The 25,883-nt window shown below is 62.6% G+C and carries 25 protein-coding genes; 4 read left to right on the top strand and 21 right to left on the bottom strand.

Going from position 1 to position 25,883, the window contains the following annotated elements; genetic code table 11:
* The first annotated feature begins 1 nt into the window (after window position 1).
* Together ACOFKT_RS16975 and ACOFKT_RS16970 are read left to right on the top strand one after the other, a co-directional pair.
* Complete coding sequence (locus ACOFKT_RS16975) at window positions 2–1,072, top strand: hypothetical protein (protein WP_419805171.1); 1,071 nt, start codon at window positions 2–4, stop codon at window positions 1,070–1,072.
* Entirely contained in the window at window positions 1,069–2,397 is a 1,329-nt protein-coding gene (locus tag ACOFKT_RS16970; protein WP_419805170.1) for a methyltransferase family protein, read from the top strand. Before ACOFKT_RS16975 ends, ACOFKT_RS16970 begins: the two co-directional genes overlap by 4 nt.
* Before the next feature lie 43 nt (window positions 2,398–2,440).
* Here the strand turns inward: ACOFKT_RS16970 and ACOFKT_RS16965 are convergent, their stop codons facing one another.
* From ACOFKT_RS16965 to ACOFKT_RS16930, 8 genes are all read right to left on the bottom strand, one after another.
* Window positions 2,441–3,760: an MFS transporter gene (locus tag ACOFKT_RS16965; RefSeq protein ID WP_419805169.1), complete on the bottom strand. Its 1,320-nt coding sequence runs from the start codon at window positions 3,758–3,760 to the stop codon at window positions 2,441–2,443.
* Between the two features lie 42 nt (window positions 3,761–3,802).
* Window positions 3,803–4,651 (bottom strand): transporter, encoded by an 849-nt coding sequence (locus ACOFKT_RS16960; protein WP_419805168.1) that lies wholly within the window; start codon window positions 4,649–4,651, stop codon window positions 3,803–3,805.
* Window positions 4,652–4,735: 84 nt separating this feature from the next.
* Window positions 4,736–5,509, bottom strand: coding sequence for a hypothetical protein (locus ACOFKT_RS16955; protein WP_419805167.1), 774 nt, complete (start codon window positions 5,507–5,509; stop codon window positions 4,736–4,738).
* 376 nt (window positions 5,510–5,885) lie between these two features.
* The gene (locus tag ACOFKT_RS16950) at window positions 5,886–6,311 is read right to left on the bottom strand and encodes an ExbD/TolR family protein (protein WP_419805166.1); all 426 of its coding nucleotides are present in this window, start codon (window positions 6,309–6,311) and stop codon (window positions 5,886–5,888) included.
* Window positions 6,312–6,675: 364 nt separating this feature from the next.
* Window positions 6,676–7,110: a biopolymer transporter ExbD gene (locus ACOFKT_RS16945; RefSeq protein ID WP_419805165.1), complete on the bottom strand. Its 435-nt coding sequence runs from the start codon at window positions 7,108–7,110 to the stop codon at window positions 6,676–6,678.
* Window positions 7,111–7,265: 155 nt separating this feature from the next.
* A complete protein-coding gene (locus ACOFKT_RS16940; RefSeq protein WP_419805164.1) occupies window positions 7,266–7,688 on the bottom strand; it encodes an ExbD/TolR family protein in 423 nt (140 codons plus the stop codon).
* A 113-nt stretch (window positions 7,689–7,801) separates the two neighbouring features.
* On the bottom strand, window positions 7,802–8,569 hold the full coding sequence (locus ACOFKT_RS16935) for a MotA/TolQ/ExbB proton channel family protein (RefSeq protein ID WP_419805163.1): 768 nt from the start codon (window positions 8,567–8,569) through the stop codon (window positions 7,802–7,804).
* A 173-nt stretch (window positions 8,570–8,742) separates the two neighbouring features.
* Window positions 8,743–9,483 carry an energy transducer TonB gene (locus ACOFKT_RS16930; protein ID WP_419805162.1) on the bottom strand — a complete coding sequence of 247 codons (741 nt, stop codon included), beginning with the start codon at window positions 9,481–9,483 and terminating at the stop codon, window positions 8,743–8,745.
* Window positions 9,484–9,810: 327 nt separating this feature from the next.
* Here ACOFKT_RS16930 and ACOFKT_RS16925 point away from each other — a divergent pair, with 327 nt between their 5' ends.
* Entirely contained in the window at window positions 9,811–11,772 is a 1,962-nt protein-coding gene (locus tag ACOFKT_RS16925) for a beta-L-arabinofuranosidase domain-containing protein (RefSeq protein ID WP_419805161.1), read from the top strand.
* A 243-nt stretch (window positions 11,773–12,015) separates the two neighbouring features.
* On the opposite strand, the gene ACOFKT_RS16920 is transcribed toward ACOFKT_RS16925, so the two are convergent.
* The 5 genes from ACOFKT_RS16920 to yajC form a co-directional block, all read right to left on the bottom strand.
* The gene (locus ACOFKT_RS16920) at window positions 12,016–14,847 is read right to left on the bottom strand and encodes a UPF0182 family protein (RefSeq protein ID WP_419805160.1); all 2,832 of its coding nucleotides are present in this window, start codon (window positions 14,845–14,847) and stop codon (window positions 12,016–12,018) included.
* A gap of 238 nt (window positions 14,848–15,085) precedes the next feature.
* Window positions 15,086–16,654 carry a helicase HerA-like domain-containing protein gene (locus tag ACOFKT_RS16915; RefSeq protein WP_419805159.1) on the bottom strand — a complete coding sequence of 523 codons (1,569 nt, stop codon included), beginning with the start codon at window positions 16,652–16,654 and terminating at the stop codon, window positions 15,086–15,088.
* Between the two features lie 200 nt (window positions 16,655–16,854).
* Window positions 16,855–17,817: a protein translocase subunit SecF gene (secF, locus tag ACOFKT_RS16910; RefSeq protein WP_419805158.1), complete on the bottom strand. Its 963-nt coding sequence runs from the start codon at window positions 17,815–17,817 to the stop codon at window positions 16,855–16,857.
* Between the two features lie 165 nt (window positions 17,818–17,982).
* Entirely contained in the window at window positions 17,983–19,572 is a 1,590-nt protein-coding gene (gene secD, locus ACOFKT_RS16905; RefSeq protein ID WP_419805157.1) for a protein translocase subunit SecD, read from the bottom strand.
* 566 nt (window positions 19,573–20,138) lie between these two features.
* Window positions 20,139–20,432: a preprotein translocase subunit YajC gene (gene yajC, locus ACOFKT_RS16900; RefSeq protein ID WP_419805156.1), complete on the bottom strand. Its 294-nt coding sequence runs from the start codon at window positions 20,430–20,432 to the stop codon at window positions 20,139–20,141.
* Between the two features lie 86 nt (window positions 20,433–20,518).
* Between yajC and ACOFKT_RS16895 the strand changes: the two genes are divergently transcribed.
* Window positions 20,519–21,091 (top strand): molybdenum cofactor synthesis domain-containing protein, encoded by a 573-nt coding sequence (locus ACOFKT_RS16895; protein WP_419805155.1) that lies wholly within the window; start codon window positions 20,519–20,521, stop codon window positions 21,089–21,091.
* Between the two features lie 12 nt (window positions 21,092–21,103).
* Here ACOFKT_RS16895 and ACOFKT_RS16890 read toward each other — a convergent pair whose 3' ends face one another.
* From ACOFKT_RS16890 to ACOFKT_RS16855, 8 genes are all read right to left on the bottom strand, one after another.
* Window positions 21,104–21,457, bottom strand: coding sequence for a histidine triad nucleotide-binding protein (locus ACOFKT_RS16890; RefSeq protein ID WP_419805154.1), 354 nt, complete (start codon window positions 21,455–21,457; stop codon window positions 21,104–21,106).
* Between the two features lie 648 nt (window positions 21,458–22,105).
* The gene (locus ACOFKT_RS16885) at window positions 22,106–22,405 is read right to left on the bottom strand and encodes a KH domain-containing protein (RefSeq protein WP_419805153.1); all 300 of its coding nucleotides are present in this window, start codon (window positions 22,403–22,405) and stop codon (window positions 22,106–22,108) included.
* Window positions 22,406–22,428: 23 nt separating this feature from the next.
* Window positions 22,429–22,698 carry a hypothetical protein gene (locus ACOFKT_RS16880; RefSeq protein ID WP_419805152.1) on the bottom strand — a complete coding sequence of 90 codons (270 nt, stop codon included), beginning with the start codon at window positions 22,696–22,698 and terminating at the stop codon, window positions 22,429–22,431.
* 133 nt (window positions 22,699–22,831) lie between these two features.
* Complete coding sequence (locus ACOFKT_RS16875) at window positions 22,832–24,289, bottom strand: DNA polymerase domain-containing protein (RefSeq protein WP_419805151.1); 1,458 nt, start codon at window positions 24,287–24,289, stop codon at window positions 22,832–22,834.
* A 110-nt stretch (window positions 24,290–24,399) separates the two neighbouring features.
* Entirely contained in the window at window positions 24,400–25,152 is a 753-nt protein-coding gene (gene lipB, locus ACOFKT_RS16870; protein WP_419805150.1) for a lipoyl(octanoyl) transferase LipB, read from the bottom strand.
* Entirely contained in the window at window positions 25,149–25,439 is a 291-nt protein-coding gene (locus tag ACOFKT_RS16865) for a hypothetical protein (RefSeq protein ID WP_419805149.1), read from the bottom strand. The genes lipB and ACOFKT_RS16865 overlap by 4 nt, the downstream gene beginning before the upstream one ends.
* Window positions 25,426–25,632 carry a type II toxin-antitoxin system HicA family toxin gene (locus ACOFKT_RS16860; RefSeq protein ID WP_419805148.1) on the bottom strand — a complete coding sequence of 69 codons (207 nt, stop codon included), beginning with the start codon at window positions 25,630–25,632 and terminating at the stop codon, window positions 25,426–25,428. The genes ACOFKT_RS16865 and ACOFKT_RS16860 overlap by 14 nt, the downstream gene beginning before the upstream one ends.
* Entirely contained in the window at window positions 25,629–25,844 is a 216-nt protein-coding gene (locus ACOFKT_RS16855; protein WP_419805147.1) for a type II toxin-antitoxin system HicB family antitoxin, read from the bottom strand. The genes ACOFKT_RS16860 and ACOFKT_RS16855 overlap by 4 nt, the downstream gene beginning before the upstream one ends.
* Between the last annotated feature and the right edge of the window lie 39 nt (window positions 25,845–25,883).

The following is a 25,883-nucleotide window of genomic DNA, read 5'->3' as shown; positions in this document are numbered from 1 at the left end:
AATGGCACTGAGCGATCCCAATTTGCACAACAATGCCGGGCACGAATCACCGCAGGAGTCCGCGATCAGCGAAGAAGCCACGGCAGCCGAACACGCTGGTGGCACATGGTACCATCCGGCCGTATCTGCCCCGGAACCCGGCCCGGCACTTTACACGCTGAACGACGAACCACGCATGTGGGGATTGCGGCGTTCGCAATGGGCGGTCATCACCATCATCGTCGTATTCACCGTGGGAGCGATGATCTACCGCGGCCTGTTCGCGCATAACCTGCAGCACACCTCGCTGATGTTTATGGGACTGCCGGCTGTGTGCGCGTTGCTGCTGGCTTGTGCTCCAGCTGCCAAATCTGCAACGGGCGCGGTAGTCAAAGGCATCACGCTGGTGCTGCTGGTGCTGGCGCCTCTGCTGGGTGAGGGCTGGTTTTGCATCCTGATCGCATCGCCCCTGTTTTACCTGGTCGGCGTGATCGTCGGCCTCATCATGGATTCATCGCGACGGCGCGACAAAACGGCCATGGGTTGCGTCGCTCTGCTGGCGCTGGTGCCCGCCTGCCTGGAGGGCGTGTCGCCGCGCTGGACAGTCACGCGCGCGGCAACCGTTGAGGTTCGCCGCGTGGTCCATGCGCCTGCTGCAGATGTTGCCGCGGCGCTGGCGGGCGGCATGGACGTACGCGTGCCGAGGCCGCTGTTGCTGCGGTTCGGCTTTCCGGCACCACTGCGGTCGTGGGGAAACGGTCTTGGGGTTGGCGCGGAGCATGGTGTGCACTTCGCCGGCGCGGAGGGCGCTCCGGCGGGCGACCTCCATCTGCGTGTTGTCGAATCCCTGCCCGGCTACGTGCGTTTGGAAGCCGTACAGGACGGCAGCAAGCTGCTGCAGTGGACGCGCTGGCGCACCAGCGAAGTGAGCTGGATCGCGCTCGATGCGACCCACACAGCCGTGGTGTCGCGCATCACGTATGACCGGCAGTTGGACCCTGCCTGGTACTTCGGCCCGCTGGAGCGCGCGGCGGTGCGCGGCGCGGCGGGATACCTCCTCGACAGCAACGCCACACCGGTGGGCGCGCGATGATCGCCGGCGGTGCGGTACAGCCCGGCGCAACCATATTGGAGCGCGCCGGCGCCCTGTACGCGCCCATACTCGCCTGCCTGGTGGGGGCGGTGTTGCGGCGGCGAGCTCCGTTCCGGTTCACGGCGGTGTTGCTGGCCGTGTTGTGGGTCCTGCCTGCGCTGCTCGCGTTGCAGGCGCTGAACCTGCGGTTCGCATGGTGGAGTTTCCCGGCAGGCTCGCCGCTGCTTGTGCGCGGCATGCCTTTGGAACTGCTTTTGGGATGGGCGATTCTGTGGGGTGTTCTGCCCACGATCGCACTGGGAGCGGGCGTGGTGCGCAGACTTCTGCTGCTCTTAACCCTGGATGCGTGCATCATGCCCATGTGCCGCGCCGTGGTCACACTGCACCGCGCATGGTGGATCGGCGAGGCCGTTGCCGCACTGCTGGTGCTGCTGCCCGCGTTGGTGATAGCGGACTGGACGGAGCGACGCATCCATGTTCGCGGCCGGGCCGCGCTGCAGGTGCTCACCGCCGGCCTTCTATTCTTTTATGGTTTACCAGAAGTACTGTTCGCGTTGCGGCCGGCAGCGGGGTGGTCGCCACTGTTCCATCTGCGTCACGGACCTTTGCCCTGGCTGCTGGATGCGATGTTTCTGCTGGCGGTACCGGGCATCAGCGCGGCGCAGGAGTTTGCAGACCGCGGCGGCGGCACGCCGCTGCCGCTGGACCCGCCACAACGCCTGGTGACCAGCGGCATCTACCGGTATTGCGCAAATCCCATGCAGCTCTTCTGCACCGTCACCCTGCTGCTGTGGAGCGCTCTGTTGCGCTCACCCCTGTTTGCGTGGACGGCAGTGCTCGCTGTCGCATACTCGGCGGGCCTGGCGCTCTGGGATGAGCAGACCGACCTTCGCGCGCGGTTCGGGACACCGTGGCTCGCCTATCGCCGCGCCGTGCCGGCCTGGCGAATGCGGTGGCGTCCCTTCCATGCCGGCCCGTCCGCGACCGTGTTTATCGCTGGGACCTGCGATACGTGCAGCCTGGTCGGTCGTTGGATCGAATGCCGCAAGCCGCTTGGATTGGAGGTCCGCGATGCCGAGTCGCTGCACGACGGCAGCGTGCGCCGCATGCGCTACGATCCGGGCGATGGCACACCACCGGAACACGGCATCCGCGCTTTTGCACGCGTTCTGGAACACCTGCACCTCGGCTATGCCTGCCTGGGATTGCTGCTGCGCCTTCCACTTGTGTGGCAGTTCGTCCAGATCACGTTGGACGCCAGCGGCTTAGGATCCCGTTCGCTGCGCACCCCTACACAGGCCCGCGGGGACGAGGTCTGCGGCTAGCTTGCATCCAAAACGGGGGCGGAGCGATTGCTTGCCCTCTGCTTTACGACGGTGCCTGGCTGGCGTCGGCTTCGTCGACCGGCGGCCGCGGAAACCCGCCGCCAAAGCGCCACACCAGCGCAAGCACCACCGCACCCAGCACCAGACTCAGCAGTGCATCCGTCAGCAGTTCGCCGCGCGCGCCGGCCCAGTGACCGTGCAGGTTGGAGCCGCTACCGTCCAGCGCCACCGCACCCGCAATCGCCGCGTTGCATGCCGCGATGCAGATGGCGTACTGCGTCGCCGATAGAGGATTGTCGCGGCCCACAATCTGGAAGACGAGCGCACTGGTCGCGGTGTAGTTGATGCCGGCCAGCACGTTGTAAAAGCACACACCGGCCAGGAAGACCGTGGCCGGCGCAATTCCTCGATTCAGCAGAGCGATCATGGCGAGCGAGCCCAGGCCGGCGACCATGGCCGGCGCGATGAAGAGCAGCCGCCGGTCGTAACGATTGCTCAACGGGCCGCCCAGCGCCGACCCAACGATGCATGCAATCGCCAGCACCACACCGCTGATGAACGCAGTGCGCTCGTCGCTGACGCCGAAATCGCGCCCGATGCCGCCAAACAGGTTCTGCATCGCAAACGTTGCCGACGGCACGATGAAGACCAGCAGCGCAAACCAATAGCTGCGCTGCCGCGCGGAAAGCAGCAGGTTGCGGCCGAGCTCGCGCATGGCCTCGCCGGCGCGCTTGGGCACACGATGCTCCCGCGCGGTGAAGAGCAGCGGCGAAGCAGACAGCAGAATCGGCAGCGGGATCAGCAGCGCGGCAGTGTGCAGCGACACGTGCCGGATCTCCCACACGGAAAGATAGCCGCACAGCCCCGTCAGGCCAAGATAGGCAATGTTGAGCCATGCGCTGGCGGCGCTCTGCCGCGCCGGCTCCACCAGGTTGGGCACCATGCCGCCAATGGTGCTGGAATACATCTGCGTACACAGGTAGCCCAGCAGCAACGTTAGGATCAGCAGGTTTGCGCCGCCGCCGTAGCCGCCGCCCGCGCTGGCCGCCGGCGTAAGCAGAACGCCCGTTCCCAGGCAAACCGCGCCGCCCACCGCAAGCAGCATGGCCCAGGCGCGGCGGCTCATGCCGCAATCAACCAGCGGCGTAAACAGGAAGCTCAGGTAACTGGGCGTCAGGATTAGCGCCGTGATGGCCGCCTCGCGCGCGTTGCTGACCCCGCGGCCCGTGAGCAACGTGGCCAGCGACACCGCGACAAAGCCGTTCATGGAGCCGGAAGCCGAGTACAGGATGCCAATCAGCCAGGTGGGAAAGCGGCGTTGCGGCGGCTCCAGCGCAGCGGGAAGCGTGGGGTGGGTGGACACTGCGGCTATCCTACGACGCTTTGCCCGGACCGCCACGGGCCCCTAAAAATGCAGCCGCGTGGTGATCTGGAAGACGTGGTTCACGTTGTGCGTGTGGGTCACGGCGACCTGGTAGCCCGCACCGAGCGAGATGCCGCGGCGGCGATCCTTCTCGTGCCGCGTGTAGGGCAGTCTGCCAACGATGACGCTGGGGCCCATAAGGAACTGCACCTGTCCATCGCGCCGGCCGCCGATCCAATGGGTGGTGGTCGTCTCGATCGCCGGCCATACGTACTTGGTCGCGTGAAACTGTGAGGCAGTGTGCGCGGTAAAGACGTGGCCGTTGCGGCCTGCATTGTGCACGGGCAAGGTGGCGAGCACGGCGGCGCTCTGGTCGAAGCGACCCCAGCCTTTGCCGCCCATCAACTGTGGAATCACTGCGGCATCGGCAGAGTTGTTGCTGTCGTTACCGGTGGGGACGGCAGCGCCGAGCTGCGCGCTCAAGATGTAATTGCCCTTCTTTTCCGGCGCGCCCAGCAGGCGGTACTTGACGGCGCAGTTGAAGTCGCCGAAGCCGTCCGGCTCCTCGTCGACGCGGCGCAGGTGCGACGGAATGGCGAAGGTGAACTCCGTGCGTGGCAGCGGGACGAATTGCAGGCCTTTGCCCACGCCGATGTTCCACAGGTGTGTGCTGCCGCTTTCCTGGTGCGCAAAGTCTTCGCGAAGAACCTGAACCAGTTGCGGTGTGCTGACAAACACAGGGCCAGGCCAGCGAGGCTGCTGCGCGGTGTAGTGCGTGCTGCGCGCCTGGAACTTCTTCATCCAGTCAGGCTGTGCGTCTGCATTGCAGGGCACAAAGATGAGACTTGCTGCGGCAGCGGAAGCCCAGCAGATTGCACGTTCGAAAAGCATCACTCTCAGAGAGACGCCGCCGTGGAGTGGATCGAAAGCAAAGGCCCGCCATTTCTGGCGGGCCTTTGTGCGACTCCATTCCGGTTACTGACCGGTCACGACGCCGTGCGAAGCCTTCTCTTCCTTCTTCTTTTCGTTGTTGGCGCGGGCACCCATGGACTGCTTGACGTAATCGTCGGCCTTGGCCAGATCGCTCTTGACCGCGGCAGCATCGCCGCAATCGGTATCGGCCTTGCGGCGGTACATCAGGTTCAGGTACTGCAGCGCGTCATCGTAGTCGGTGCGCAGCTGCACTGCCTGATTCAGGTGATCGATTCCCTCATTGACCAGCGGCGTGTTGGCCGCCTTGATCTTGGCGCAGGTGTCTTTCGACATCTTCACGTTGCCTTGACCGTCGTCCTTGAGGCCGTTCTCACCCAGCAGCTTGACCGCGTTGTTGTATGCCTCAACGAAGTTCACGGCGCCGATGGTGTAATGCGCCTCGGGGTCCTTCGGATCGACCTGGATGACCTGCATCTCATACTGCTTGGCCTGGACCGGCTGCTTAATGTTCCGGTAAATGGAAGCAAGCTGCTGCAGCGAGGTCTTGTCGCCTGGGTGGTCGATCAGATACTGCTTAAAGATGGCGATGGCGTTGTTTGCCGTCTTCATGTTGGCGTCGTCGGTCGAGTTCGGAATGACCAAGTAGGAGTACGCCGTGCCCAGATACAGGTCGGCCATGGGCAGCTTCGGATCAAGACGCTTCGCCTCTTGAAAGAAGCCGATCGCCTGCTCATATTGCGCGTTCTTAAACGACTGCACACCTTTGTTAATGTCGTCGCGAGCCTTCAGCTGATTGCAACCTGAAAGCAGGCTCATAGAGAGAGCGAGAGCAGCCGCGGCTGGAACACGTCCGTTGAATGTCATCGAGCCAAATGTCTCCTTCAATTGCCGCATGCAGATTCCGTTCGTCCTGGCGAGGTAATGGGAGGCGCAAAGTGGGGCCGCGCTCTTGTGGAAGTGATTGTATCTGTTGATTTGCATTTGTGACCAGACTTCAAATGCGGCTCAAGAGAATCGAAGTGATACAGCAGCCTGTTTCATACAGGTTGCCAACGGCAACGGACAACTCCGGTATAGCACGAACGCGCCGCCATCGTGTGAAGCGATTGGAGGCGCGTCGGTGGCTTGTAAGATGGTGCGGCCGCACGATGGGGTATCTGGTCCCATTGACGGCTGTGGACGCAATGCCAGCTTAATCAGCGAGTGTCGCTGGCGTGAGTATGCCGATCTCTTCCACACCGGCGGCGTGTGCCACGTTCAGCACCGATGCAATCGCCGCGTAATCCAGACCCGCCGCACCGCGCACGAACAGTGCCTGCTGGCCACTTCGCTGCATAACGTGCTTCAGCGCTGGCCCCAGTTCTACAAAGTTGATCGCCTGGCCGTTCAGCGCATAAGCCTGCGACCCCGGAGTGCCAACAACCGAGATCACCAATGTGCGAGGGTTTGGCTCAGCGCTCTGCGCCTGCGGTGGTTTCGGCGCAAGTGCATCCAGGCCGCGCTGCGCTGTCGGTTGTATCACCATGAAGATGATCAGTAGGACCAGCAATACGTCGATCAGTGGAGTCACATTGATGGCAGACCGCGCACCGCGGCTGCCCGTCTCTGACATAGCCATACCATCTCCAAATGCGCACCAAGAGCGTGCGCGGCAGGGTGCCGGGTGCAGCGAGAGTGCGGAGGGGAAATGTAGTGGAACGCATGCAGCGGTCGAATTCTGCGTTTGCGAGAAGCAGCTTACGACCACCCACGGTCCAGTGTTGCAGGTAAGACACCGGATGGATGGCGTTTGTGCCGCCGGCGTTTACGCATGACGATGCCCGTTGGCATCCTGGTCCATGTCAAAGAAGCAGTGCCTTGCGCTGGAGCTCAGCAACCTGCGTCGAATCTTCTCGCTCTTGTGCTCGATGAGTGCTTTGTAAACGCAAAAAGGACGGTGTCACCACCGTCCTGCTTGCGTTCTACTACGACTGCGATCGGAACTACTGTCCAGACTCGACCCGCGGCGTGATAATGCCGATGTTGTCGACGCCCGCCGCGTGGCCGTCGTCGATGACCGGAGTGACCGCGGCGAAGTCGAGCGATGGCTCGCCCTTCACGAACATCACCTTGTCCTGGCGAGCTTCAAAGATCGTCCGCAGTTTCTCAGTCAGATCCGTCAGGTTGATCGGCGAATCTTCGTTGATCTGGTAGGTGGGTGTGCCCTTGCCGTTGGCCTTTACCTGCACCACAATCGTGCGGTTATCCACGTCGGCGGTTTTATCCTTCGGCGGCTGCGGGACCAGCGTGTCCAGTCCGCGCACCACGTTGGGCTGGATAACCATGAAGATGATCAGCAGCACCAGCAGAACGTCAATCAGCGGCGTGACGTTGATGTCGGAGCGTGCTCCTTTGCCGCCGCCTCCTCCCATGCCCATGGTCGTATCTCCCTCGCCGCCGGAGCGGCCCGTTTCACCGCCGTGGGCGGCCTTGCTTTCGCTGCCAGCGGCTTGCCGCCGTACGACAGCTTCGAATGCTTTCTCCCGGGGACCGGCCGGCCGGTTTGCCGGGCAGCGGTCCTCTGAGAGCCTGATTACATCAGCGGTTTGTCGGTCAGCATGCCGAGCTGGCTAACGCCGGCCGCGCGAACACCGTCGATGGCGGTCATCACCGAGCCGTAGTTGGCGCGCTGATCTCCGCGGAAATACACCCGCTTGTCGGTCTTGTTTTCCAGGCGCGCCGAGATCTTCTCACCGAGCGAGTCGGGGTTCACCTGGTCGCCGCCAAGGTAGGTCTTGCCGTCACGGGTCACCGCGACCACAACCGAATCTTCCTTGTTGGCGTCTTCCATGACCACCGCGGCAGTTGCCTGCGGCAGCTCCACGTTGACCTTGTTGTTGAGCATGGGCGTGACGACCATGAAGATGATGAGGAGTACCAGCATCACGTCCACCATCGGTGTGACGTTGATGTCGGAGTTTACCGATTTGCCCTCATCACGAGTTGCGATTGCCATGTGGTTGGCTCCGTCATTCTGTTCTGCGTTGCGGGACTGGCCGCCCGGGACAACGTGTCCCGGGCCCTTCTGCCAACTCTCGCAGACATGCCCGCTTCAAGCGGGCCGGTCTGTTAGCGCTGCGACTGCTTGATGAAGTAGTCCACCAGCTCGGAAGAGCTGTTGTCCATCTCCACGTCGAACGCTTCCACCTTGTTGGTGAAGTAGTTGAAGGTCATTACGGCGGGGATGGCGACCAGCAGGCCCAGCGCCGTCGTAACCAGGGCTTCCGAGATACCGCCGGCGACTGCACCGATACCGGCCGTCTTCTGCGTGGCGATTTCCTGGAAAGCGTGAAGAATGCCGACAACGGTGCCGAGCAGGCCGATGAACGGTGCCGTGGAACCGATGGTGGCCAGCGAACCCAGACCGCGCTTCAGCTTGGCGTGAACGATCGCTTCCGAGCGCTCCAGAGCGCGCTTGGACGATTCGATCTGCTCGTCGGTGATGGTGCCGCCCGAACCGTAGGAGCGGAACTCCTGCAGACCGGCGGTGACGACCTCGGCAAGGTGCGACTTCTTGGAACGGTCGGCGATCTTGATGCCCTCGTCCAGACGGCCGTCCTTCAGAGCGCCAGCGACCTTGGGGGCAAATTCACGTGACTGCGAGCGGGCCGCCGCGAAGTACAGGGCACGGTCGATCATCACAGCCAGCGACCAGATCGACATGATGAACAGGATGCCGACGATCACATCGTCAATCCAGCCCATGTGCTTCAACATGTCCAGGATCGAAAAGCCGCCGCCGCCGGAGCTGGCCGGGGCCGCAGCGGCGTCCTGAAACATCAGGCCGAGCGTGGCGGGAACGTGTGCAAGGTGTGCTGCTGCGTGAGCGAGAATCACGAGATTCAGTCCTCCAGGGTTGAAACTGCGTTGGGCAGAGGCACAAGCCTGCGTGGCCGGCCCAAAAACTTGGCGAAGCTGCTCCCGCCGTGCTGCCCGGCCGCAACTGCGGCACGAACTGTTGGACGGGCGAGTACCGGCCCCGTTTCCACAGAGGCCGGGACCGGAAAACGTTAGCCGCCGAAGGTGAAGTTGACCGTAACCGTGGTGTCCACCTCGGTCGGATCACCATTCAGAAGGTAAGGCTTGTAACGCCACTGGCGAACGGCGTCCAGGGCAGAAGCCCGCAGCATCTCAGGCCCGGAGACAACCTGCAACGACTGAATCGTGCCCGTCTTCGAGATGATTGCGTGCAACACGACAGAACCGGAGACGTGCGCGGCCTTGGCGATGGCGGGGTAGGTCGGCGTGGTTTTGGTGATGATCGAACCGGCGGCAACACCGCTGGAGATCTTAACCGGACCGGTCGGCTTCGGAGCCGGCGCGGGCTTAGCCACGACCACAGGGTTCGTGTTCAGGCCGAGCGACCCAATCACGCCACCTGCTGCACCCGTGCCACTACCCATACCAGCGCCGGCAACACCGGTCGAGACTGGCGGCGGCGGGGGCGGCTCCTTGGTCATGTCGATCTTCTTCGGCACCTTGGTTGGCGCCGTCATCGGATCCAGCGCGGCCACGACCTTGGTTACCTTGACCACCTGAGCGGGCGGCGGAGGCGGTGGGGGCGGGGGTGGCGGAGGCGGCGCGGTCAGCATCGCCGTCATGGCTGTTTTGGGCAGCGCTTCCGGATACAGTAGCGGGATCAGGACCAGCACCGTCAGAATCAGCAGGTTGAAGGCAGCCGTGCCAATCATCCAGTACTTGGACTTGGTCTTCAGCCTGCCCGACGATTCGACCATGGAATCTTCAAACATATGCAACCTCAGTTCGCGAGAGGTAAAGCTGCGACGGTAGACACCACGTCTGTCTCGATTGTTCCCGGCGCTTCAAAGAAATTTTGCAGAGGCCCCAACATCTCGACGGTGCGCAGTGCGGACACAAGCGCCAGCGAGAAGGCGATACTAACCGCTTCTTCTGACAACTGGCAACTTCGAGTTGCCGCTGAGCGAAGACAGGGCATACAAGCCGGCCATCACAACTCCCCGCTCCAAGAAGAAAAGCCGTTCCGGTCGCAGTTCCCAGAAGGCCATCACGCACAAGCGTTCAGCGATACCGCTGTGCGCGTAAGATTTCGTTCACCCATGCAATCCCTTCTGACGCGCCGCTCCTTCCTGAAATCCGCATCGCTCGCAGCGGGCGCGCTTGGACCGTTGAACCGTCTCCGCGCGGAGCCGCAATCCGCGACCGCCCCGCGGCTGCGAAGACTGGATTACACCGCCGTCACACTGCTGCCCGGCCCCATGCAGCAGCAATTCGAGTATCACCAGCAGCTTCTGCTCGGCCTGGATAACGACGCCATGCTCAAGCCGTTCCGCGAGCGCACCGGGCTCGCCGCGCCCGGCGAAGACCTGGGCGGATGGTATTCCAACTCGCCCTTCTTTGACCCGCACGGCGCATTTGAAGGCTTCGTGCCCGGCCACTCGCTGGGCCAGTGGATCTCTGCCCTGTCGCGCGGTGCGGCCATCACGGGCAACGCCGCGCAACGGCAAAAGGTGGACCTGCTGCTGACCGGCCTGGCACCCACGCTGACCAGCCGCTTCTACGACGGCTACACGCTTCCCGGCTACACCTTCGACAAGGTGCTGTGCGGTTTGGTCGATGCGCTTGCGTATGGGCAGTCGAAGCAAGCGGCAGCCATGCTGCCCGTGGCGCTCGCGGCGGCGCTGCCCCACCTGCCGGAAAAGGCGCTGTCGCGGCCGGAGCAGCACGTCCGCCCGCACCGCAACGACGCGGAAACGTGGGACGAAACGTATACGCTGCCGGAAAACCTGTTCCTCGCCTTTCAGCGCACCGGCCGCCCCGAGTTCCGCGATGCGGCGGTCCGCTTTCTGGAAGACGATCTTTACTTCAATCCGCTGGCCGAGAACATCAACGTCTTGCCGGGCGAACACGCTTACTCGCACGTCAATGCCTTCTCGTCGGCCATGCAGGCGTACCTGACCCTGGGCAGCCAGAAACACCTGCACGCCGCGACCAACGGCTTCCGCATGCTCCAGGAGCAGAGCTTCGCGACCGGCGGATGGGGACCGGGCGAGACGCTGCTGCGCCCAGGCACCGACGACCTCGCGCGCTCCCTGTTCACGCAGTCGGCATCGTTTGAAACACCGTGCGGCGCATACGGCCACTTCAAGATCGCGCGCTATCTGCTGACCGTTACCGGCGACCCGCGCTTCGGCGACAGCATTGAACGCGTGCTCTACAACACGGTGCTTGGCGCGAAGCCGCTGCTGCCGGACGGCACCTCCTTTTACTACTCGGACTACTCCATGTCGGGGCACAAGAATTACGCTCGCGACAAGTGGCCGTGCTGCAGCGGCACGCTGCCGCAGATTGCGGCGGACTACGGCATTTCGTCGTACTTCGCGGGTGTTGCGGGGACAGGGGGCGGGCCTGCGCAAGCCGCCGGAATGTCGGTCAACTTGTATGTTCCATCACGCGTGACCTGGCAGCACGCGGGCTCGCCGGTCACGCTGACGCAACAGACGAGCTACCCGGCCGCGGTTGAAACCACGCTGCTGTTTGCGCTGGAACGCGACGCGGAGTTTCCGCTGGCGCTGCGCATTCCTGCGTGGGCCGGGCCAAAAACGCGCGTGCTGATCAACGGCAAGGCCGACATCGCCGCCGTGGAGCCCGGCACCTGGCACACCCTGCGCCGCACCTGGCGCAACGGCGACCGCGTGGAGATCGAGTTCGACATGCCGCTGCGCACGGAGGTGCTGACCGTTGCAGCTGTCCGCACGGCGTCCGCGCCACCGCAGCCCTCTGCACCGCTGGCACAGGAAGCGCCGTCGGCAACGACAGCCGCCGTCGCAGTGCCGGCCGGCAACACCAGGCTGGCGGCACTCCTGCGCGGCCCGGTTGTGTTCATGGCGTCGGGCATCTGGCCGGTTGAGGTGGAAGAAGCCGCACTGTTGCAGGCCGACGTGGCCACCGCCGGCGACCACGTAACCGTTCACCACAGCACGGGCGTCGCTACGCACAAGCCATACACGGCCATCGGCGAAGAGACGTACCGTACCTACCAGCCGCTGCGCCGAACCTGACGGTAGCACTGCGCGCCAGAGTCAATTTCCGCGCTGTCTTCTTCACGGCATTCAGGAACTCGCACAAGCTGTCCAGCAGCCGTCCGCATTGCGCCTGCGCCTATTCCTTCTTTCCCGGCGCACTCAGGCTCACGGCAGCACGCCGCTTCCACTCTGGCACGCTGCCCAGCAACGCAGCGACCAGTTGTCACCGCGTTGTTCCATTCCATCACGCTCGCGGTGTTAAATCTGCTCATTCAAGGCTTACCGGCCCCTTTCACTGGCCAGGTGATCCAGGCGAGCCTTGAGCGCGTCCAGCTTGCCGCCTGCTTCGCCCAGCTTGCCTTGTGCGGTGAGCCGTTGATACTCCGCAAGGTCTTGCGCGGCCTGCCGAATTTCTGCATCGCGCCCAGCGGCAGGAGTATCGATTGCACCGTGATTCGTAGAACTCTGCGTGCTCGGTGTGCCGATCACCGCAGGTGCGTTCTGTGGCTGCGATACCTGAGTGATCGACGATTCCGTTCCGTTGAACAAGCTGGACAGAGCGGCCTCAAACGTGGTGCCGTAGGCCAGCCGGTCCTGTAACGCGAGCACGACAAGCCGAAGTTCGGGCATAGGGCTGCGGTCCGCCTGCAGATAGATCGACTCTGCGTACAGCAGCGCCGACCCCGTAGGAATGACGAGTAAATTGCCCCGGTGCACATGCGAACCCTGCTGATTCCACAAGGTCAGCTGGCCGCTCAGCTGCGCGTTCTGGTCGATGCGCGCTTCGATCTGCGAAGGTCCGTCTACCAGCCTGGTTTTTGGGAAGTTATACGCAACCGCTTTGCCGTAGTTGGCACCGTCACTCCGGCCGGCGATCCAGCCGATCAGGTTGTTGCGATTGCTCGGCGTGAACGGGAGTATGTTCACGAACTCCATGCCAGACTCGCCCGGCAGGTTCATCAGAACGTAATTCGGCTGCATCTCCTGCGTGGAGCGCTGGCCCGTACTGTCCACCGCGGACTCGGTCGCAAGCGTCCACATATCTTCGCGATTGAAAAATGTGGAAGGATCGGTCATGTGGTACAGACCGTACGCATGAGCCTGCAGCCTTAGCAGTGTGTCGGTATACCGAAGATGCGCGCGCATGGTTGCAGGCATGGTGGAAGCGGGCCGAAATAACGCAGGAAACGCATTCCGATACGCGGTTAGGATGGGATCGGTATCGTCCATCGCATAAAAGGTGACCGTGCCGTCATACGCATCCACCGCGATCTTCACGCTGTTGCGCACGTAGTTCACGTCCGTTTCGCCCAGGCCATAGTGCCGTGCGTTGGGGTAGGTATCGGCAGCGGTGAAGCCGTCCAGTATCCAGCGGAGCCGGCCATCCTCGCCCACGGTCATGTATGGGTCAGGGTCAAGCGTAAGGAACGGCGCGATCGTAAGCACGCGCTCTTGAATGTTGCGCCGCATCAGCAATCGGGAATCCGGCGTGACGTCATTACTGAACGGCAGCTTGGCCAGGTCTCCGCGTTCCAGGGCAATGACCGCCCGGCGCAGCCAATTGCCAAGCACGATGCCCCCCGAGCCGCTATAGCTGTTCAAGCTGTTCGATTGGCCCTGCGGATAGTCAAACTCCTGCTGATGCGTCTTCACGTAAACATCGGTGTCGGTGATCTCGCCGAAGTAGATCTGGGGTCGATCAACATGCAGTGTGGGAACTGCGCTTTGCACGGGCATATTGCTGAGCAACAGTGCCGGCAAACCTTCCGCGGTAAAGCCGTTCACTGGATTCATGGTGACGCCATACCCGTGGGTGTAAATCAGCCGCTCGTTGATCCAGTTGCGGCTGCTTTCAGGCAGTTTGTCGACACTGAGTTCCCGTGTCGCCAGCATCACCTGTCGAAACTGTCCGTCGATCATGTACCGGTCGATATCGATGCCGGGAAAGTCGTAGTACGTCCGAATCTCCTGGATTTGCCGAAGCGTGTCCTGCAGTGCTTGCGCGTCCCACAAACGGATGTTCTGCAGCGTCGGCTGGTTCTTGGTTGCATCCGCATCGGCGACGGTAGATCCTGCGGCGAAAGGCCTGACGACAATGCCATCCAACTCGTAAGCGGCGCGGGTCGCCTCGATGTTGTTACGGATGTAGGGTTCTTCTTTCACCAGTTCATTCGGCTTCACAATGAACGTGTCCACCGCCGCATACGCGCCCTGGACGGCAACGTACAGCAGAACTCCCGGCAGGACGGCGATGGCGATCCATCGAGCGCCGGAACGGCGGGCCGCACTATATGCCGCAACCAATGCGCCTAGCAGCAGCACCGCCACAACCAGAAGCAGCCCCGGCAGCTTCACGTGCGCGTCACTATAGGTAACCCCGGAAAAGATCGTGTGCTCTTCCATCAGCAGGCTGAAGCGGTTGAGCCACGCGTTCAGCGACAATGCCGCCAACACGAATGCAACCGTGGCGTGGACACCGCGCCAGCGTCCGCGGCCGTCATCCATAAAGCGGAAATCCTGCATATCTGGGCGGCCGCTCACGGCTTGCAGCACGACCGCCATGCCGAGCGCCAACACCGCCATCACCAGCAACCAGTTTGCGAGCAATTGCCATACAGGCAGCGTCAGCAAGTAAAAGTTGACCGGGTGGCCGAAGACAGGATCTGAGGTGCCGGAACCTCCCTTGGAAGAAAGCCATAGTGCAAACGCCGGCCACTCCGCAGACATGGCGGAGCCGCTGATCCAAGCGATCAACAGTGACCCGGCCAGCACTGCCGGCTTTAGCCATCTGCCGATGTTGATCGTCAACGGTTGGCCGTTGACAAGCACCGAGCGTACAAGGCTTGTGCCGCGGCGTGTGTCTCGCACCAACAAAAAGGCTCCGAAGAGTAGAGCAAACGTCAACCCAAAAAAGACAGCGAACAAGCTCCATTGCAGCGCGAGCATCTTGCGGAAGATCGGCGTGTACCCGACGGAACTGAACCACAGCGCGTCCACGTAGAGCGTGAGCAAGCGTCCGCCTGACGCCAACAAGGCCGCAAGAACAGCAGCGACGATGAGCGCCTTTTTTGAGCGGGGAGATCTGCTCGGCAGATCGATAATCTGGGGCACAGCTGATACCTCAAGCAGAGCTTCTCGCGACTCCGATCGCCAGTATTCCAAGCATAGAGGTGCCAGGGTGTATCCGCAGATTCAATTTTGGGGCAGTTGGGAGGAAGCCGTGGACTTCAGACCACGGGTGACGCTGCTGTCTCAGCCTTTTCTTCTTCTCATGCGCTCGCCTTTGATCGAGCATCCTGAAAAACGGCATGCCCGGCTCTTTCGCAATTCCCGCAGCGGACCATGTTCTCTAGCGACGCCTGGAGCCGCCCAAGGCGCCGCCCAGTAACGAGCCGAGCACACCGCGCATGATTTGCCGACCCGCCGTGGAGGCCGCAGCCCGCGCGGCGCTCTTTGTGACCGTGTCCAGAATGGAGTCACTGCCGCGGCCTCCGCGCGGGCCGGTGGGCCCCCGCTGGGTCAGCACCTGCGTGATCTCATGGAACCAGCCGCCGCCCGTGCTGGACGCGGTGCTGCCGTCGGGCGCGGGAGTGCTCGGCGCCACGGTCGGCACCGGCGCATTTACGGGTGCAGCGCTGCCGGCAGTCGCCTTGCCCTGCAACCGTTCGTAGGCGCTCTCGCGATCCACGGCCTGTTCGTATACGCCAGCGACGACAGAGCGGGCCATCAGGTCCTTGCGTTCCTCGGGCGTGACCGGCCCGATGCGCGCGTGCGGCGGCACCACGAGGGCGCGCTCCACCATCTGCGGCGTCCCGTTCTCGTCCAGAAACGAAACAAGCGCCTCGCCCACAGCAAGCTGGCTGATCGCCTGCTCCGTGTCCAGCTTCGGGTTGGCCCGGAACGTCTGCGCCGCGACCCGCACCGCTTTCTGGTCCTGCGGCGTGAAGGCGCGCAAGGCGTGCTGCACGCGATTACCAAGCTGGCTCAGCACCACGGGCGGAACGTCGGCCGGGTTCTGCGTGACGAAGTAGATGCCCACACCCTTGGAACGGATAAGGCGAACGACCTGCTCAATCTTTTGCGAGAGCTGCGCCGGCAAATCATTAAAGAGCAGGTGCGCCTCGTCGAAGAAAAAGACCAGCTTGGGCTTGGGCAGATCGCCGGCTTCGGGCAGGTGTTCGTACAGCTCGCTCAGCAGCCACAGCAGAAACGTGGCGTACAGCTGCGGCGACTGCATCAGCTTGTCTGCCGCCAGGAGGTTAACGACGCCACGGCCGTTCACCGTTTGCAGCAGGTCGTCGATGTTCAGCGCCGGCTCGCCCAGGAATTTCGCACCGCCCTGCTGCTCCAGCGCCACCAGGCCACGCTGAATCGCACCAATGCTCGCGCTGGAGATGTTGCCGTACTCGGTCTGATACGTCTTTGCGTTCGCACCCACGGCGCTCAGCATCGCCTTCAGGTCTTTCAGGTCGAGCAGCAAGAGGCCCTGGTCGTCCGCGATTTTGAAGACAAGCGTCAGCACCGCAGCCTGTGTCTCGTTCAGGTTCAGAATGCGCGCAAACAGCAGCGGCCCGATCTCGCTGACCGTAGTGCGCAGCGGATGCCCTTCCTCGCCGAACACATCCCAGAACGTGACCGGACAGCCGCGAAAGCTGTACGAGCCCAGGCCCAGCGACTGGATGCGCGCATCGAGCTTGTCGGTCGCCGCGCCCGGCTCCGCGATGCCGCTCAGATCGCCCTTCACATCCGCCGCAAAGACCGGCACACCGATGCTGCTGAACGCCTCCGCCATCACCTCAAGCGTGACGGTCTTACCCGTGCCCGTCGCGCCTGCCACCAGGCCATGGCGGTTCGCCATGCCGGGCAGCAGGGTCAGTTGAAGGTCTCCGCTCTTCGCGATCAGCAATGGTTCTGGCATGTAGTCATCCCGCTTAGCAGCGTAGAGCATTTTCCTTCAGGTGGAGTGCTGATCTGAAAAGAAAGCAGGTCCTTCGTTTCGCTCAGGATGACACCTGCTTCACAGGCAAGCAACACTCTGGGGATAAGAGCTTCGAGTGCTGCATGGTGCAAAACGAAGGGCACGGCTCAGGCCGTGCCCTTTGTTCGAAGCGATACGTACTAAGCCGCGACGCGCTTTCCCGTTGCCAGCGCCGTGCGCTTACCCTTCGCGGCGCGCCAGTCCGTCCACGCCACCAGCATGGGCGCGGCGACCGCGATGGACGAGTACGTGCCGATCAGAATGCCGATGACCAGCGCCAGCGAGAAGCCGTGCAGGACCTCGCCACCGAAAACGAACAGCGACAGGACCGTCAGGAATGTAAGCCCCGAAGTCAGGATCGTTCGGCTCAGCGTCTGGTTGATGCTCCGGTTTACCACCTCGCTCAGCGTGGCGCGGCGCATCTGCTGCAAATTTTCGCGAATGCGGTCGAAGACCACGATGGTGTCGTTCATCGAGTAGCCAACCAGCGTCAAAATCGCGGCCACCACCGTCAGCGTGATTTCGGTATTCAGCAGCGAAAAAAAGCCAATGGTGATCAGCGTGTCGTGGAAGACCGCGATCACGGCGGCCGCGCCGTAGATGAACTCAAACCGGAACCACAGGTACACAAGCATGCCCATCAGCGACCATAGAATGGCCCAGCCCGCCTGCCGCGTCAGCTGCGCGCCGGCGGTGGGACCGACGATGTCAGTCTGCTGCACGGTGAAGCCAGACTCGTGATAATTGTTTGCCAGCGCGGTCTTGATCTGTTCGCGCGCCGCATCGTGATTCGCATCGCTCGTCTCCGGAACGGAGATCACGACCTGATTTGCCGCGTCGCCGGTCGCCCCCGCGTTGCTGATGCGCTGAATGCGCGCATTGCGGATGCCACCCTGATCGATCGCCTGGCGAATGTGATCTTCATTCGGCTGCTGCGGAAAGCTGACGTACACCAGCGTGCCGCCTTTGAAGTCAACGCCGAGCGGAACGTGATGCCAGAACAGCATCGAGAAAATGCCGGCGATGGAGAAGATCAGCGAAAAGCCGAGAAAATACCACTTCTTGCCGAGCCAGTCGATGTTTGCGTTGCGGAAGAGTTCCATGTGTACCCAAGCAGACCTCAAAGGTTTGTCATCTCATAGCGGAGCGTAGAGATCTGCTTTCCTTTCTGCTGTCGTGGCGCTTGAAGGAAAGCAGATTCCTTCGCTTCGCTACGGAATGACAAACAAACTTGAGGTTGTCCGATCCTTTAATAGAGAGCGCCTCGCCTAAATGGAGAGCGCCTCGCCGCGCTGCTTGCGTGCCAGCACGCCGTCGAAAATGACGCGAGAAACAAAGACCGCCGTGAACAGATTCGCCAAGAGGCCGAAGGCAAGCGTGATCGCGAAGCCCTTGACCGGCCCCGTGCCCACAAAGAAGAGGATGAACGCCGAAACCAGCGTGGTGACGTGCGTGTCCAGGATGGTCACCCAGGCGTGATTGAAGCCGTTGGCCACGGACGCCGCTGCACTCTTGCCGGCTCGCATCTCTTCGCGGATGCGCTCAAAGATCAGCACGTTCGAATCGACGCCCATGCCGATGGTTAGGATCACGCCCGCAATGCCGGGCAGCGTGAGCGTGGCATGGAAGAAACCCATGAAGCCGAGCAGGATCACAAGATTCAGGAACAGCGCCAGGTCGGCGTTGATGCCCGCGCCGCGGTAGTACACCAGCATGAAGATCATGACGGCGAGCATGCCGACCACAGCGGCGATCACACCCTGCCGGATCGACGACGCACCCAGCGACGGTCCAACCTGCCGCGTCTCCAGGTACGTGATCGACGCGGGCAGTGATCCGGTGCGCAGCATCAGCGAAAGCTCGCCCGCGGTCTCGCGCGAAAAGCCACCGCTGATCTGGCCGTTGTCTCGGATCGATCCGTTGATGCTCGCCACTTCCTTGACCTTGTTGTCCAGCACAATGGCCATGTACTTGCCGACATTAGCGCTGGTGTAGTCGTAGAAGCGGTCGCCGGCGGCGGAGGTCAGGTTGAACGAAACGTCGTCGCGGCCGGTCTCGTCCTTGCTGGGCCGCGCGTCGCGGAAGTCAGGCCCCTGCACGATCGGAATGCGGCGCAGCACCCACCAGGCGGTGGCGTCGCTGGTGTTGCCGCCCTGCATCACCACGGCGTCCTGACCGATGGCGGAGGCTTCAGCCTCTTCCTTGGTCGGAAAGCTCGGCGCCTGTCCGGTCGGCGACCCAAGCACCTCGTGAATCTCAAGCCGCGCGGTGGACTGCACGATGCGGCGCACCTGGTCGATGTCCGACACGCCCGGAAGCTCGACCAGAATCTGGTCCTCGCCCAGGCCGTACTTCTGGATCACCGGCTCGGACACGCCGAGTTGGTCGACGCGGCCGCGAATCGTCTCAATGCTGGTGTCCAGCGTGCGGTCCCGCAACGCCTTCACGGCACTCTGCTTCATCGCCATGCGGAAGCCGCCACTCTGGCTGGAAACCTCGTAGTCGCTGTACGCGTTGCCCGCGAGGAGGTCGTCCACGGCCTTGCTCTTGTCCGCCGGAACGTTGCCCACCACCAGCACAGGCTGCTTCGTGTCGGGCTTCGTCACCGTCGCGGCGGGCACCACGTCCTTCAACGCAAGCTGCAGGCGCTGCTGGTCCGAATCGCTTTGCGCGGCAATGGCCTCATCCGTATGAACCTGCAGCACCAGGTGCGTGCCGCCCCGCAGGTCCAGACCCAGGTGAATGCGGTCCGTCAGGGTCTGCTTCAGGCTGCCGTGCGGGATGCCAAAGATGCCGTACAGGAAGACAAGAAGGATTGCGAAGATGGCAACAATTTTGCCGCGGTGATTGGTCTGCATGGCCCTGTTCGCGCGGGCGGAACCGTTTTGGCCGCTGGTGCGCGTCTTTTCTGGTGCCGTCCGTTGCCGGAGGCGGAAATGGTCCCGAAATGTCGCCGGGGCGCGCTAAAAGGGCAAAGACAGCCCGCGCGTGGAGTACCGCAACATTTTAGCAAGGCTTGCGCAGAAAGTATGTAGCTCGAACCGGCCCTCCAGGGTCTCCCGCAGGGCACGGCATACTACTGGAGCCACCACAGGATCGCCACAGCGGTCTCAGGGCACCCGACGACGGACAAGATTCGCCCTGAAAAGCGAATACGCCTTTGGGGAGTACAAGTCCCCAAAGGCGTTATTTTTTGTGGAGGTGAAGCGATGGAGAAAAAACCAGGGATTAGCTGATCGTTTTCCGCGTCAGAGAAGGTCGTTCTGGCGCTGATTGCACTGGCGATGCTGGTTATCCAGCACTTCCTGAAGTAGAAGCTTCAGAAACCCCGGACGGGTGTGACGCCCCGTTCGGGCCTGACTTTCAGATTCCAGCGTGGCATGATGTGTCGCCTGCGTCAATGTATTTCGCAGAACCACCGCAGCTATGCTTGGTCCTCTTCCGTGGTGACGCTCGCAATCGCGGTCTTCACAAACTCCAGCTTCAGGCCGTCTGGTTGTACCCGCAGAATGACAGAATCATCTTTCAGGCTCAAAATCTGGCCGCGAATGCCACCGTTGGTCGTCACTCGGTCGCCACTCTTCAGTTTGCCCAGCATCGCGTTCCATTGCTTCTGCTTGCGCTGCTGCGGGATGGCGGTAAGCAGCACGAATCCGATCAGCACCACCGGAAGCAGCAGGCCGAGTCCGCCGAAGCCGGACGCTTGAAGAAGAAGCAATGCAAAAGGAAACACGAGACGTTCCGTCCTGGGGGCGGCGGCAGAGGACAGCGCGCCGGGAGTGGGATCGATCTATTCTAACTGCGATGATCGATTCCAGAGCGCAAGACACCGCGACAACGCAAGCCGATGACACAGCGCAAGCCGCCGCCACACCTGCCTCGCTTGGCTTTGCCGTGCTCACGGTGAGCGACACCCGCGATCCTGACACGGACAGCAGCGGCGTGGCGCTGCTGGAACGCATCCGCGCCGCGGGCCACCATGACGTCACCCGTGCCCTGCTGCGGGACGACGTGCTTGCCATTGCCGCGCAACTGCGGGAGTGGATCGCTGACCCGCGCATTCACGTGATCGTCAGCACCGGCGGCACCGGAATCACCGGCCGCGACGTGACACCGGAGGCGTTTCGTTCTGTGCTGGAAAAAGAGTTGCCGGGCTTTGGTGAGATCTTTCGCGCTCTGAGCTTTCGCAAGATCGGGCTTGCCGCCGCGCAGTCGCGTGCCCTGGGTGGCGTGGCCGGCGGCACCTATCTGTTTGCGCTGCCCGGTTCGCCCGGCGCGGTGCGCGACGCCTGGGACGACATACTGTCGCACCTGTTCGCACCCGGGTCGGGCAAGTGCAACCTGGCGGATCTGATTCCACGGCTGCAGGAGAAGTAGGGCGCGAGCGCCCTAGCCCGGAGGCCAGCCCATCGGGCGTCCGCCAAGAATGTGCAGGTGCAAGTGCGCCACGGTCTGGCCTCCGTCGCCGCCCGCGTTCGCGACCACACGGAAGCCATCGGGGCAAAGCTGCTGCCCGATCTCGCCGGCCTTGCGCAACAGGTGTCCCAGCATCGCCTCGTGCGATCCGTCGATGTGTCCCAGCGACTCAACCGGCTCCTTGGGAATCACCAGCACATGCACCGGAGCGGCGGGCGTGACGTCGTGAAAGGCGAGGCAGACATCGTCCTCAAACACCTTGTTGCAGGGCACCTCACCGCGCACGATGCGGGCAAAGATGGTGGGTTGCTTCGGGGCTTCGCTCATCGCGTCCCGTTGTAGCACAAACCGTTGGCTAGAACGTGGCACGGCCCGTACCACGCCGTGCACACGGTGCTCCCACACGATCCGCGCCGGTGCCCGAAACGCTGCCGCGAACACCGCCCCCGTGCAATGGGCCGCGCGGCAAAAACGGACGATTCTTCATTTGTCAGCAAGCAGTGCATAGCTCTGCTGCAGAAGGAAACGAAGCCATGCTGAACCTGATCGCCTTGATCGTTTTCACCGCAGCCGTCACCGCTCCCATGGCGGTCGTGACCTCGCGCAAACCTCTTGTTCCCAACGCCTGAGCGCCCTGCAAATAACTGCTCACCAACTCAACCATTCACGCGGATCAAACGCCGCAAACACAGTAGTCAGAAGGGAATTCCCATGCACGATCTTCTTGTTGTCGCCAGCTTTTTCGCCATGATCCTTGCCCCGTGCGTCGTCGCAACCCGCTGCGCTTCGGCTGAGTCCGCGGCATAGCCGCGCCGCGGCTCACACCGGTCACAAACGGCTGACTGTTCGCCGGACTAAACGAGTTACGCTCCTCCGAGGCTTTCACGCTGCTTCGCCGCGAAGTTGAAATCGAGGAAAATCCAACACACAAAGGCGGCACTTAGAGGCCGCCTTTCTCTCGCAGGTTGATTATGCTCAGTCCAGCAGGAACGGAACCTCTTCCCCCACAGCATTGCCACCACGGTAGTCGGGGATCACGATCTCGATGCTTCTGTGGCGTTTCATGCCGATCGCCTGGAACAGCGTGCGAATCGCCCGCTCCAGCCTTGCCTGCCGTCCCACAATTCGCCCCGCGTCGTCCGGGTTGCAGGAGATGGTCAGCACCAAGTGCGTGTCCGTACCGCTGGCCGTGACGGTCAGAAGCTCCGGTTTGTCCACCAGCCACACCAAATTCGATCGAAGCAGCCCAGCCAGCTCCTGATAGAAGTCTGGCATCGCCCGTTTCCGTGGCTCCGGCACTAGATCGCCTCCATTTGATACGGCTTGCGTGTCTCCCGCTGGCAACGGCCGCAATAGCCCTGCTCGATGTCGCCCAGGCTATAACTCACAGCGGCACACTCGGGACAGGCGAAGTACGGCTCCGTGCCCAGGGATGCGCGGAGAAGATTAAGGGTGCAGAGCTCGTAGTGGATGCGCCTGCCCTGCTCCTGTTTGAATTTGCGGTGAGCATCGGCAAGCGCAATCCAGCAGCCGAAGGAAAAAAGAAAGCAGAGGTCGATGAGCATCATCGGGAACCTCCGCGCGCGGACGACAGGTTGTAATTCTGGCAGAACAGCTCCATGGCCAGGCTCCGGTGGAAGCGTTTCGCTTCGTGCGTCAATATAAGCCGCAACTCAAGACGCTTCCATAACACAAAGGGTGCTAGACGCCGCCAGCTTCGGGCTCGCGCCACTTGCGGGTGGGGTCGTCATCCGGGTCAAGCGGCTCCTGCGCGGGTCGCTCCGCCTCCGGCACGTGGCGCAGGTTTACCCGGATGCGGTACCAGACATAGGCGCTGCCGCGCATACGATCCAGCAAGACATCGTCCTCCGCCAGCAGCGCCGCCGCGGCCGGATGCCGTGCTTTCCAGCGCTCCAGCCCGGCTTCCACCTCGGCCCGCACCTGCCCCTGGCCGATGGCGATCAGCGGCATCACAGATTTGCGGCGGCCCGTCGCCTTCGGTGCTTCGGGAATCTCGGCTGCCTCTGATGTCTCTGGGGTTTCTGTCGCGCCGCTCTCTCCGGCAACTTCGCCGGTGGCGCCTTTCGCAGAGGCTGAAGATCGCTTTGACGCTCTCTTGGCGGGTGCCTTCGCCCCGGCCTCGCGTGCCTTGGACGGCTGCACGCGCGAAGGCTCACCCTCCATCTTCTTGAAGTGCGGCGGCCACGGTGCGTCGCCGATGCCCTGCGCTTCGTCACGCGCGGCCATCGCGAGCAGCGGTTCCAGCGAACCCGCATGCTCGTTCATCGCCGCGTGCGGATCGCCGATTTTCGTAAAGCGCTCCGGCACGGTGAACACGTTGAACGCGGCGGGGTCGCACGTCATCACCTCGTCCCACTCCAGCGGTGTGGAGACGCGCGCGTCCGGCAGCGGCCGCACCGAGTATGCCGAACACGTGGTGCGGTCCTTCGCGTTCTGGTTGTAGTCCAGGAACACGCCGTGGCGCTCTTCCTTCCACCACTTGCTGCTGGCGTGCTCGGGGATGCGGCGCTCGACCTCGCGCGCAACGGCCAGCGCGGCGCGGCGCACCTCCGTGAAGCCCCAGCGCGGCTCAATACGCACGTTTACGTGCATGCCGCGCGATCCGCTGGTCTTGGGCCAGGCGCGCAGGCCGGCCTCGTCCATCACCGCCTTGACCACCATCGCAACCGAGCGCACAGAATCCCAGCCGACGCCCGGGCCGGGGTCGAGATCGATACGCAGCTCGTCAGGATGGTCCAGGTCGGCCACGCGCACCGGGTGCGGGTGCAGTTCAATGCAGCCCAGGTTCACCGCCCAGGCAAGCGCCGCGGCGTTGTCGATGACCACCTCGTCCGCGGTGCGCCCCGACGGAAACCGCAGCGTTACGGTGCGTACGAACGGTGGCAGATTGTCAGGGGCGCGCTTCTGATAGAACGGCTCCTCGTGCGCACCGTTCACGAATCGCTTCAGCACAAACGGCCGTTCAAAGATCCCGCCAATCGCGCCGGAGTTCGTGCTGCCCGCAACGCTCAGGTAGTACTCCACCAGCTGCAGCTTGGTGACCTGTGCCTCGCGAGAAAAGTACGGCTTGTGCGGATTGGTAATCCGGACTTCGTGCCCGTCGATCGTCAATACCGCTGCGTCATCCGCCTTGGCCATGGCAGACAGGGTACACGCTGCCCGCGCCGGCAAGGCTGACTTCCGTGGTTCGAGTCCGGGCCGCCGACACTTCCCGGCAGACCCCGCTTGAGTCGTGCCGCGCTGTTTGTCTAGTCGACGGGTACGGCAGAAGCCGCACCAGCAAGGATTTGCTGCAGCGATTCCGCCCAGATCATTTGCCGCCCAAAGACACCGCCGAAGCAGCGGCTCACCGCGTTGCGTGCGTTGTCCATCGTGGGCGCGAGCGGGGGCGGGTCGTCGACCTCCAACTCCAGCGAAGTCGGCACGCGGTCGGTGATGCCGCACGGCACGATCCACTCGAAATCGCGCAGGTCCGTCGTCACATTCAGCGCAAAGCCGTGCGAGGTGATGCCACCCGACACGTGGACACCAATGGCCGCAATCTTCTTTTCGGGCACCGACCCGCCGCCCACGGTCCACACGCCTGTGCGGCCCGCGACGCGCTGTGCCGGAACACCGAACTCGCGGCACGCGCGAATCAGCACCTCTTCCAGCAAACGGACATAATCCACCGGCCCCAGGTGCGGCCCTTTCTTGCCCGGCAGATCGCCGCGCAGGTCCACAATGGGATACCCCACCAGCTGCCCCGGCCCGTGATACGTCACATCGCCTCCGCGCTTGATCTCGTGGACCTCCACGCCCCGCGCCGCCAATATCGCCTCGCTCGCCAGCACGTTCTCACGCCGCGCATTCCGCCCCAACGTCAACACCGGCGGATGCTCCAGCAACACCAGCGTGTCCGCAATCGCCCCCGCCTTGCGCGCCGCCACCAAACAGTGCTGCACACGCAAACCCTCGTCGTACGGCACACGCCCAAGCTGCAATAGGTGAACGAAGCTCACAACGAGTGGGCGGAGTTGCTTTTCGCGGGTGTCTGCTTTGCGTCAGCATCTAAACCGAGATGTACATAGCGCGCGAGTGCGCTTTCCAACTTCTCACCTGAGCTTTCCAGACGGCGACATAACTCGTCTACGTCGGCCTCGTCCAGCATTTCGAGAACGGTGAGTTGCGCTTCAACGAGGTAAGTCTTCGGCCAACTCAGCGAGCCGAACGGGACCGCAGTCCTATGACCGCTCGGAAGCGTCTTGAATGTTCGTTCTTCAACGATAGGTAAATTATTTTGATTCATCTTCTCTTCCTATCTTCGGCAACGAAAGATCTCGACAGATACTCTTGGCGAGCCGGTCCGCCACTTCAGTGTGACGAGGCACAGCTTGAATCTGGCCAGTAGCCGGGTTGATCCAAATAGAATGCGCTCCGCCCTCACGCTTCAAATAGCAGCCGTGCAGACGAAGAAACCGCAATAGAGCCTCGCGTTTCACGCGAGTTGTAGGACTTCATGAATGGCATCGGCAGGCGCACCACGTAATGCATCCTCACGCCGATCCTCAAGAATGAGCTGGATCGCTTCAGCTAGATTCTGCCGACATTCTTCAAGGGTCAGCCCCTGTCCATTCGCGCCAGGTATCTCAGGACACCAACCAACGAACCACTTGCCATCCCGTTCGATAACTGCACTGAATTCATGCCTCATGTTGGCCTCCAAATGGTTTCGTCGTAATTCAAGTCGTGG

Source organism: Terriglobus sp. (assembly GCF_965201105.1).
GTDB lineage: Bacteria > Acidobacteriota > Terriglobia > Terriglobales > Acidobacteriaceae > Terriglobus.
The sequence above is the reverse complement of the archived record's forward strand: the minus strand, read 5'-3'. Positions and strand labels throughout refer to the sequence as shown.

Bases quoted from the DNA above. Each gene is read 5' to 3' on its own strand.
- ACOFKT_RS16975 (WP_419805171.1), top strand. From the start codon at position 2: ATGGCACTGAGCGATCCCAATTTGCACAACAATGCCGGGCACGAATCA.
- ACOFKT_RS16970 (WP_419805170.1), top strand. From the start codon at position 1,069: ATGATCGCCGGCGGTGCGGTACAGCCCGGCGCAACCATATTGGAGCGC.
- ACOFKT_RS16960 (WP_419805168.1), bottom strand. From the start codon at position 4,651: ATGCTTTTCGAACGTGCAATCTGCTGGGCTTCCGCTGCCGCAGCAAGT.
- ACOFKT_RS16955 (WP_419805167.1), bottom strand. From the start codon at position 5,509: ATGAGCCTGCTTTCAGGTTGCAATCAGCTGAAGGCTCGCGACGACATT.
- ACOFKT_RS16950 (WP_419805166.1), bottom strand. From the start codon at position 6,311: ATGGCTATGTCAGAGACGGGCAGCCGCGGTGCGCGGTCTGCCATCAAT.
- ACOFKT_RS16945 (WP_419805165.1), bottom strand. From the start codon at position 7,110: ATGGGCATGGGAGGAGGCGGCGGCAAAGGAGCACGCTCCGACATCAAC.
- ACOFKT_RS16940 (WP_419805164.1), bottom strand. From the start codon at position 7,688: ATGGCAATCGCAACTCGTGATGAGGGCAAATCGGTAAACTCCGACATC.
- ACOFKT_RS16930 (WP_419805162.1), bottom strand. From the start codon at position 9,483: ATGTTTGAAGATTCCATGGTCGAATCGTCGGGCAGGCTGAAGACCAAG.
- ACOFKT_RS16925 (WP_419805161.1), top strand. From the start codon at position 9,811: ATGCAATCCCTTCTGACGCGCCGCTCCTTCCTGAAATCCGCATCGCTC.
- ACOFKT_RS16915 (WP_419805159.1), bottom strand. From the start codon at position 16,654: ATGCCAGAACCATTGCTGATCGCGAAGAGCGGAGACCTTCAACTGACC.
- secF (WP_419805158.1), bottom strand. From the start codon at position 17,817: ATGGAACTCTTCCGCAACGCAAACATCGACTGGCTCGGCAAGAAGTGG.
- secD (WP_419805157.1), bottom strand. From the start codon at position 19,572: ATGCAGACCAATCACCGCGGCAAAATTGTTGCCATCTTCGCAATCCTT.
- ACOFKT_RS16895 (WP_419805155.1), top strand. From the start codon at position 20,519: ATGATCGATTCCAGAGCGCAAGACACCGCGACAACGCAAGCCGATGAC.
- ACOFKT_RS16890 (WP_419805154.1), bottom strand. From the start codon at position 21,457: ATGAGCGAAGCCCCGAAGCAACCCACCATCTTTGCCCGCATCGTGCGC.
- ACOFKT_RS16885 (WP_419805153.1), bottom strand. From the start codon at position 22,405: ATGCCAGACTTCTATCAGGAGCTGGCTGGGCTGCTTCGATCGAATTTG.
- ACOFKT_RS16880 (WP_419805152.1), bottom strand. From the start codon at position 22,698: ATGATGCTCATCGACCTCTGCTTTCTTTTTTCCTTCGGCTGCTGGATT.
- ACOFKT_RS16875 (WP_419805151.1), bottom strand. From the start codon at position 24,289: ATGGCCAAGGCGGATGACGCAGCGGTATTGACGATCGACGGGCACGAA.
- ACOFKT_RS16865 (WP_419805149.1), bottom strand. From the start codon at position 25,439: ATGAATCAAAATAATTTACCTATCGTTGAAGAACGAACATTCAAGACG.
- ACOFKT_RS16855 (WP_419805147.1), bottom strand. From the start codon at position 25,844: ATGAGGCATGAATTCAGTGCAGTTATCGAACGGGATGGCAAGTGGTTC.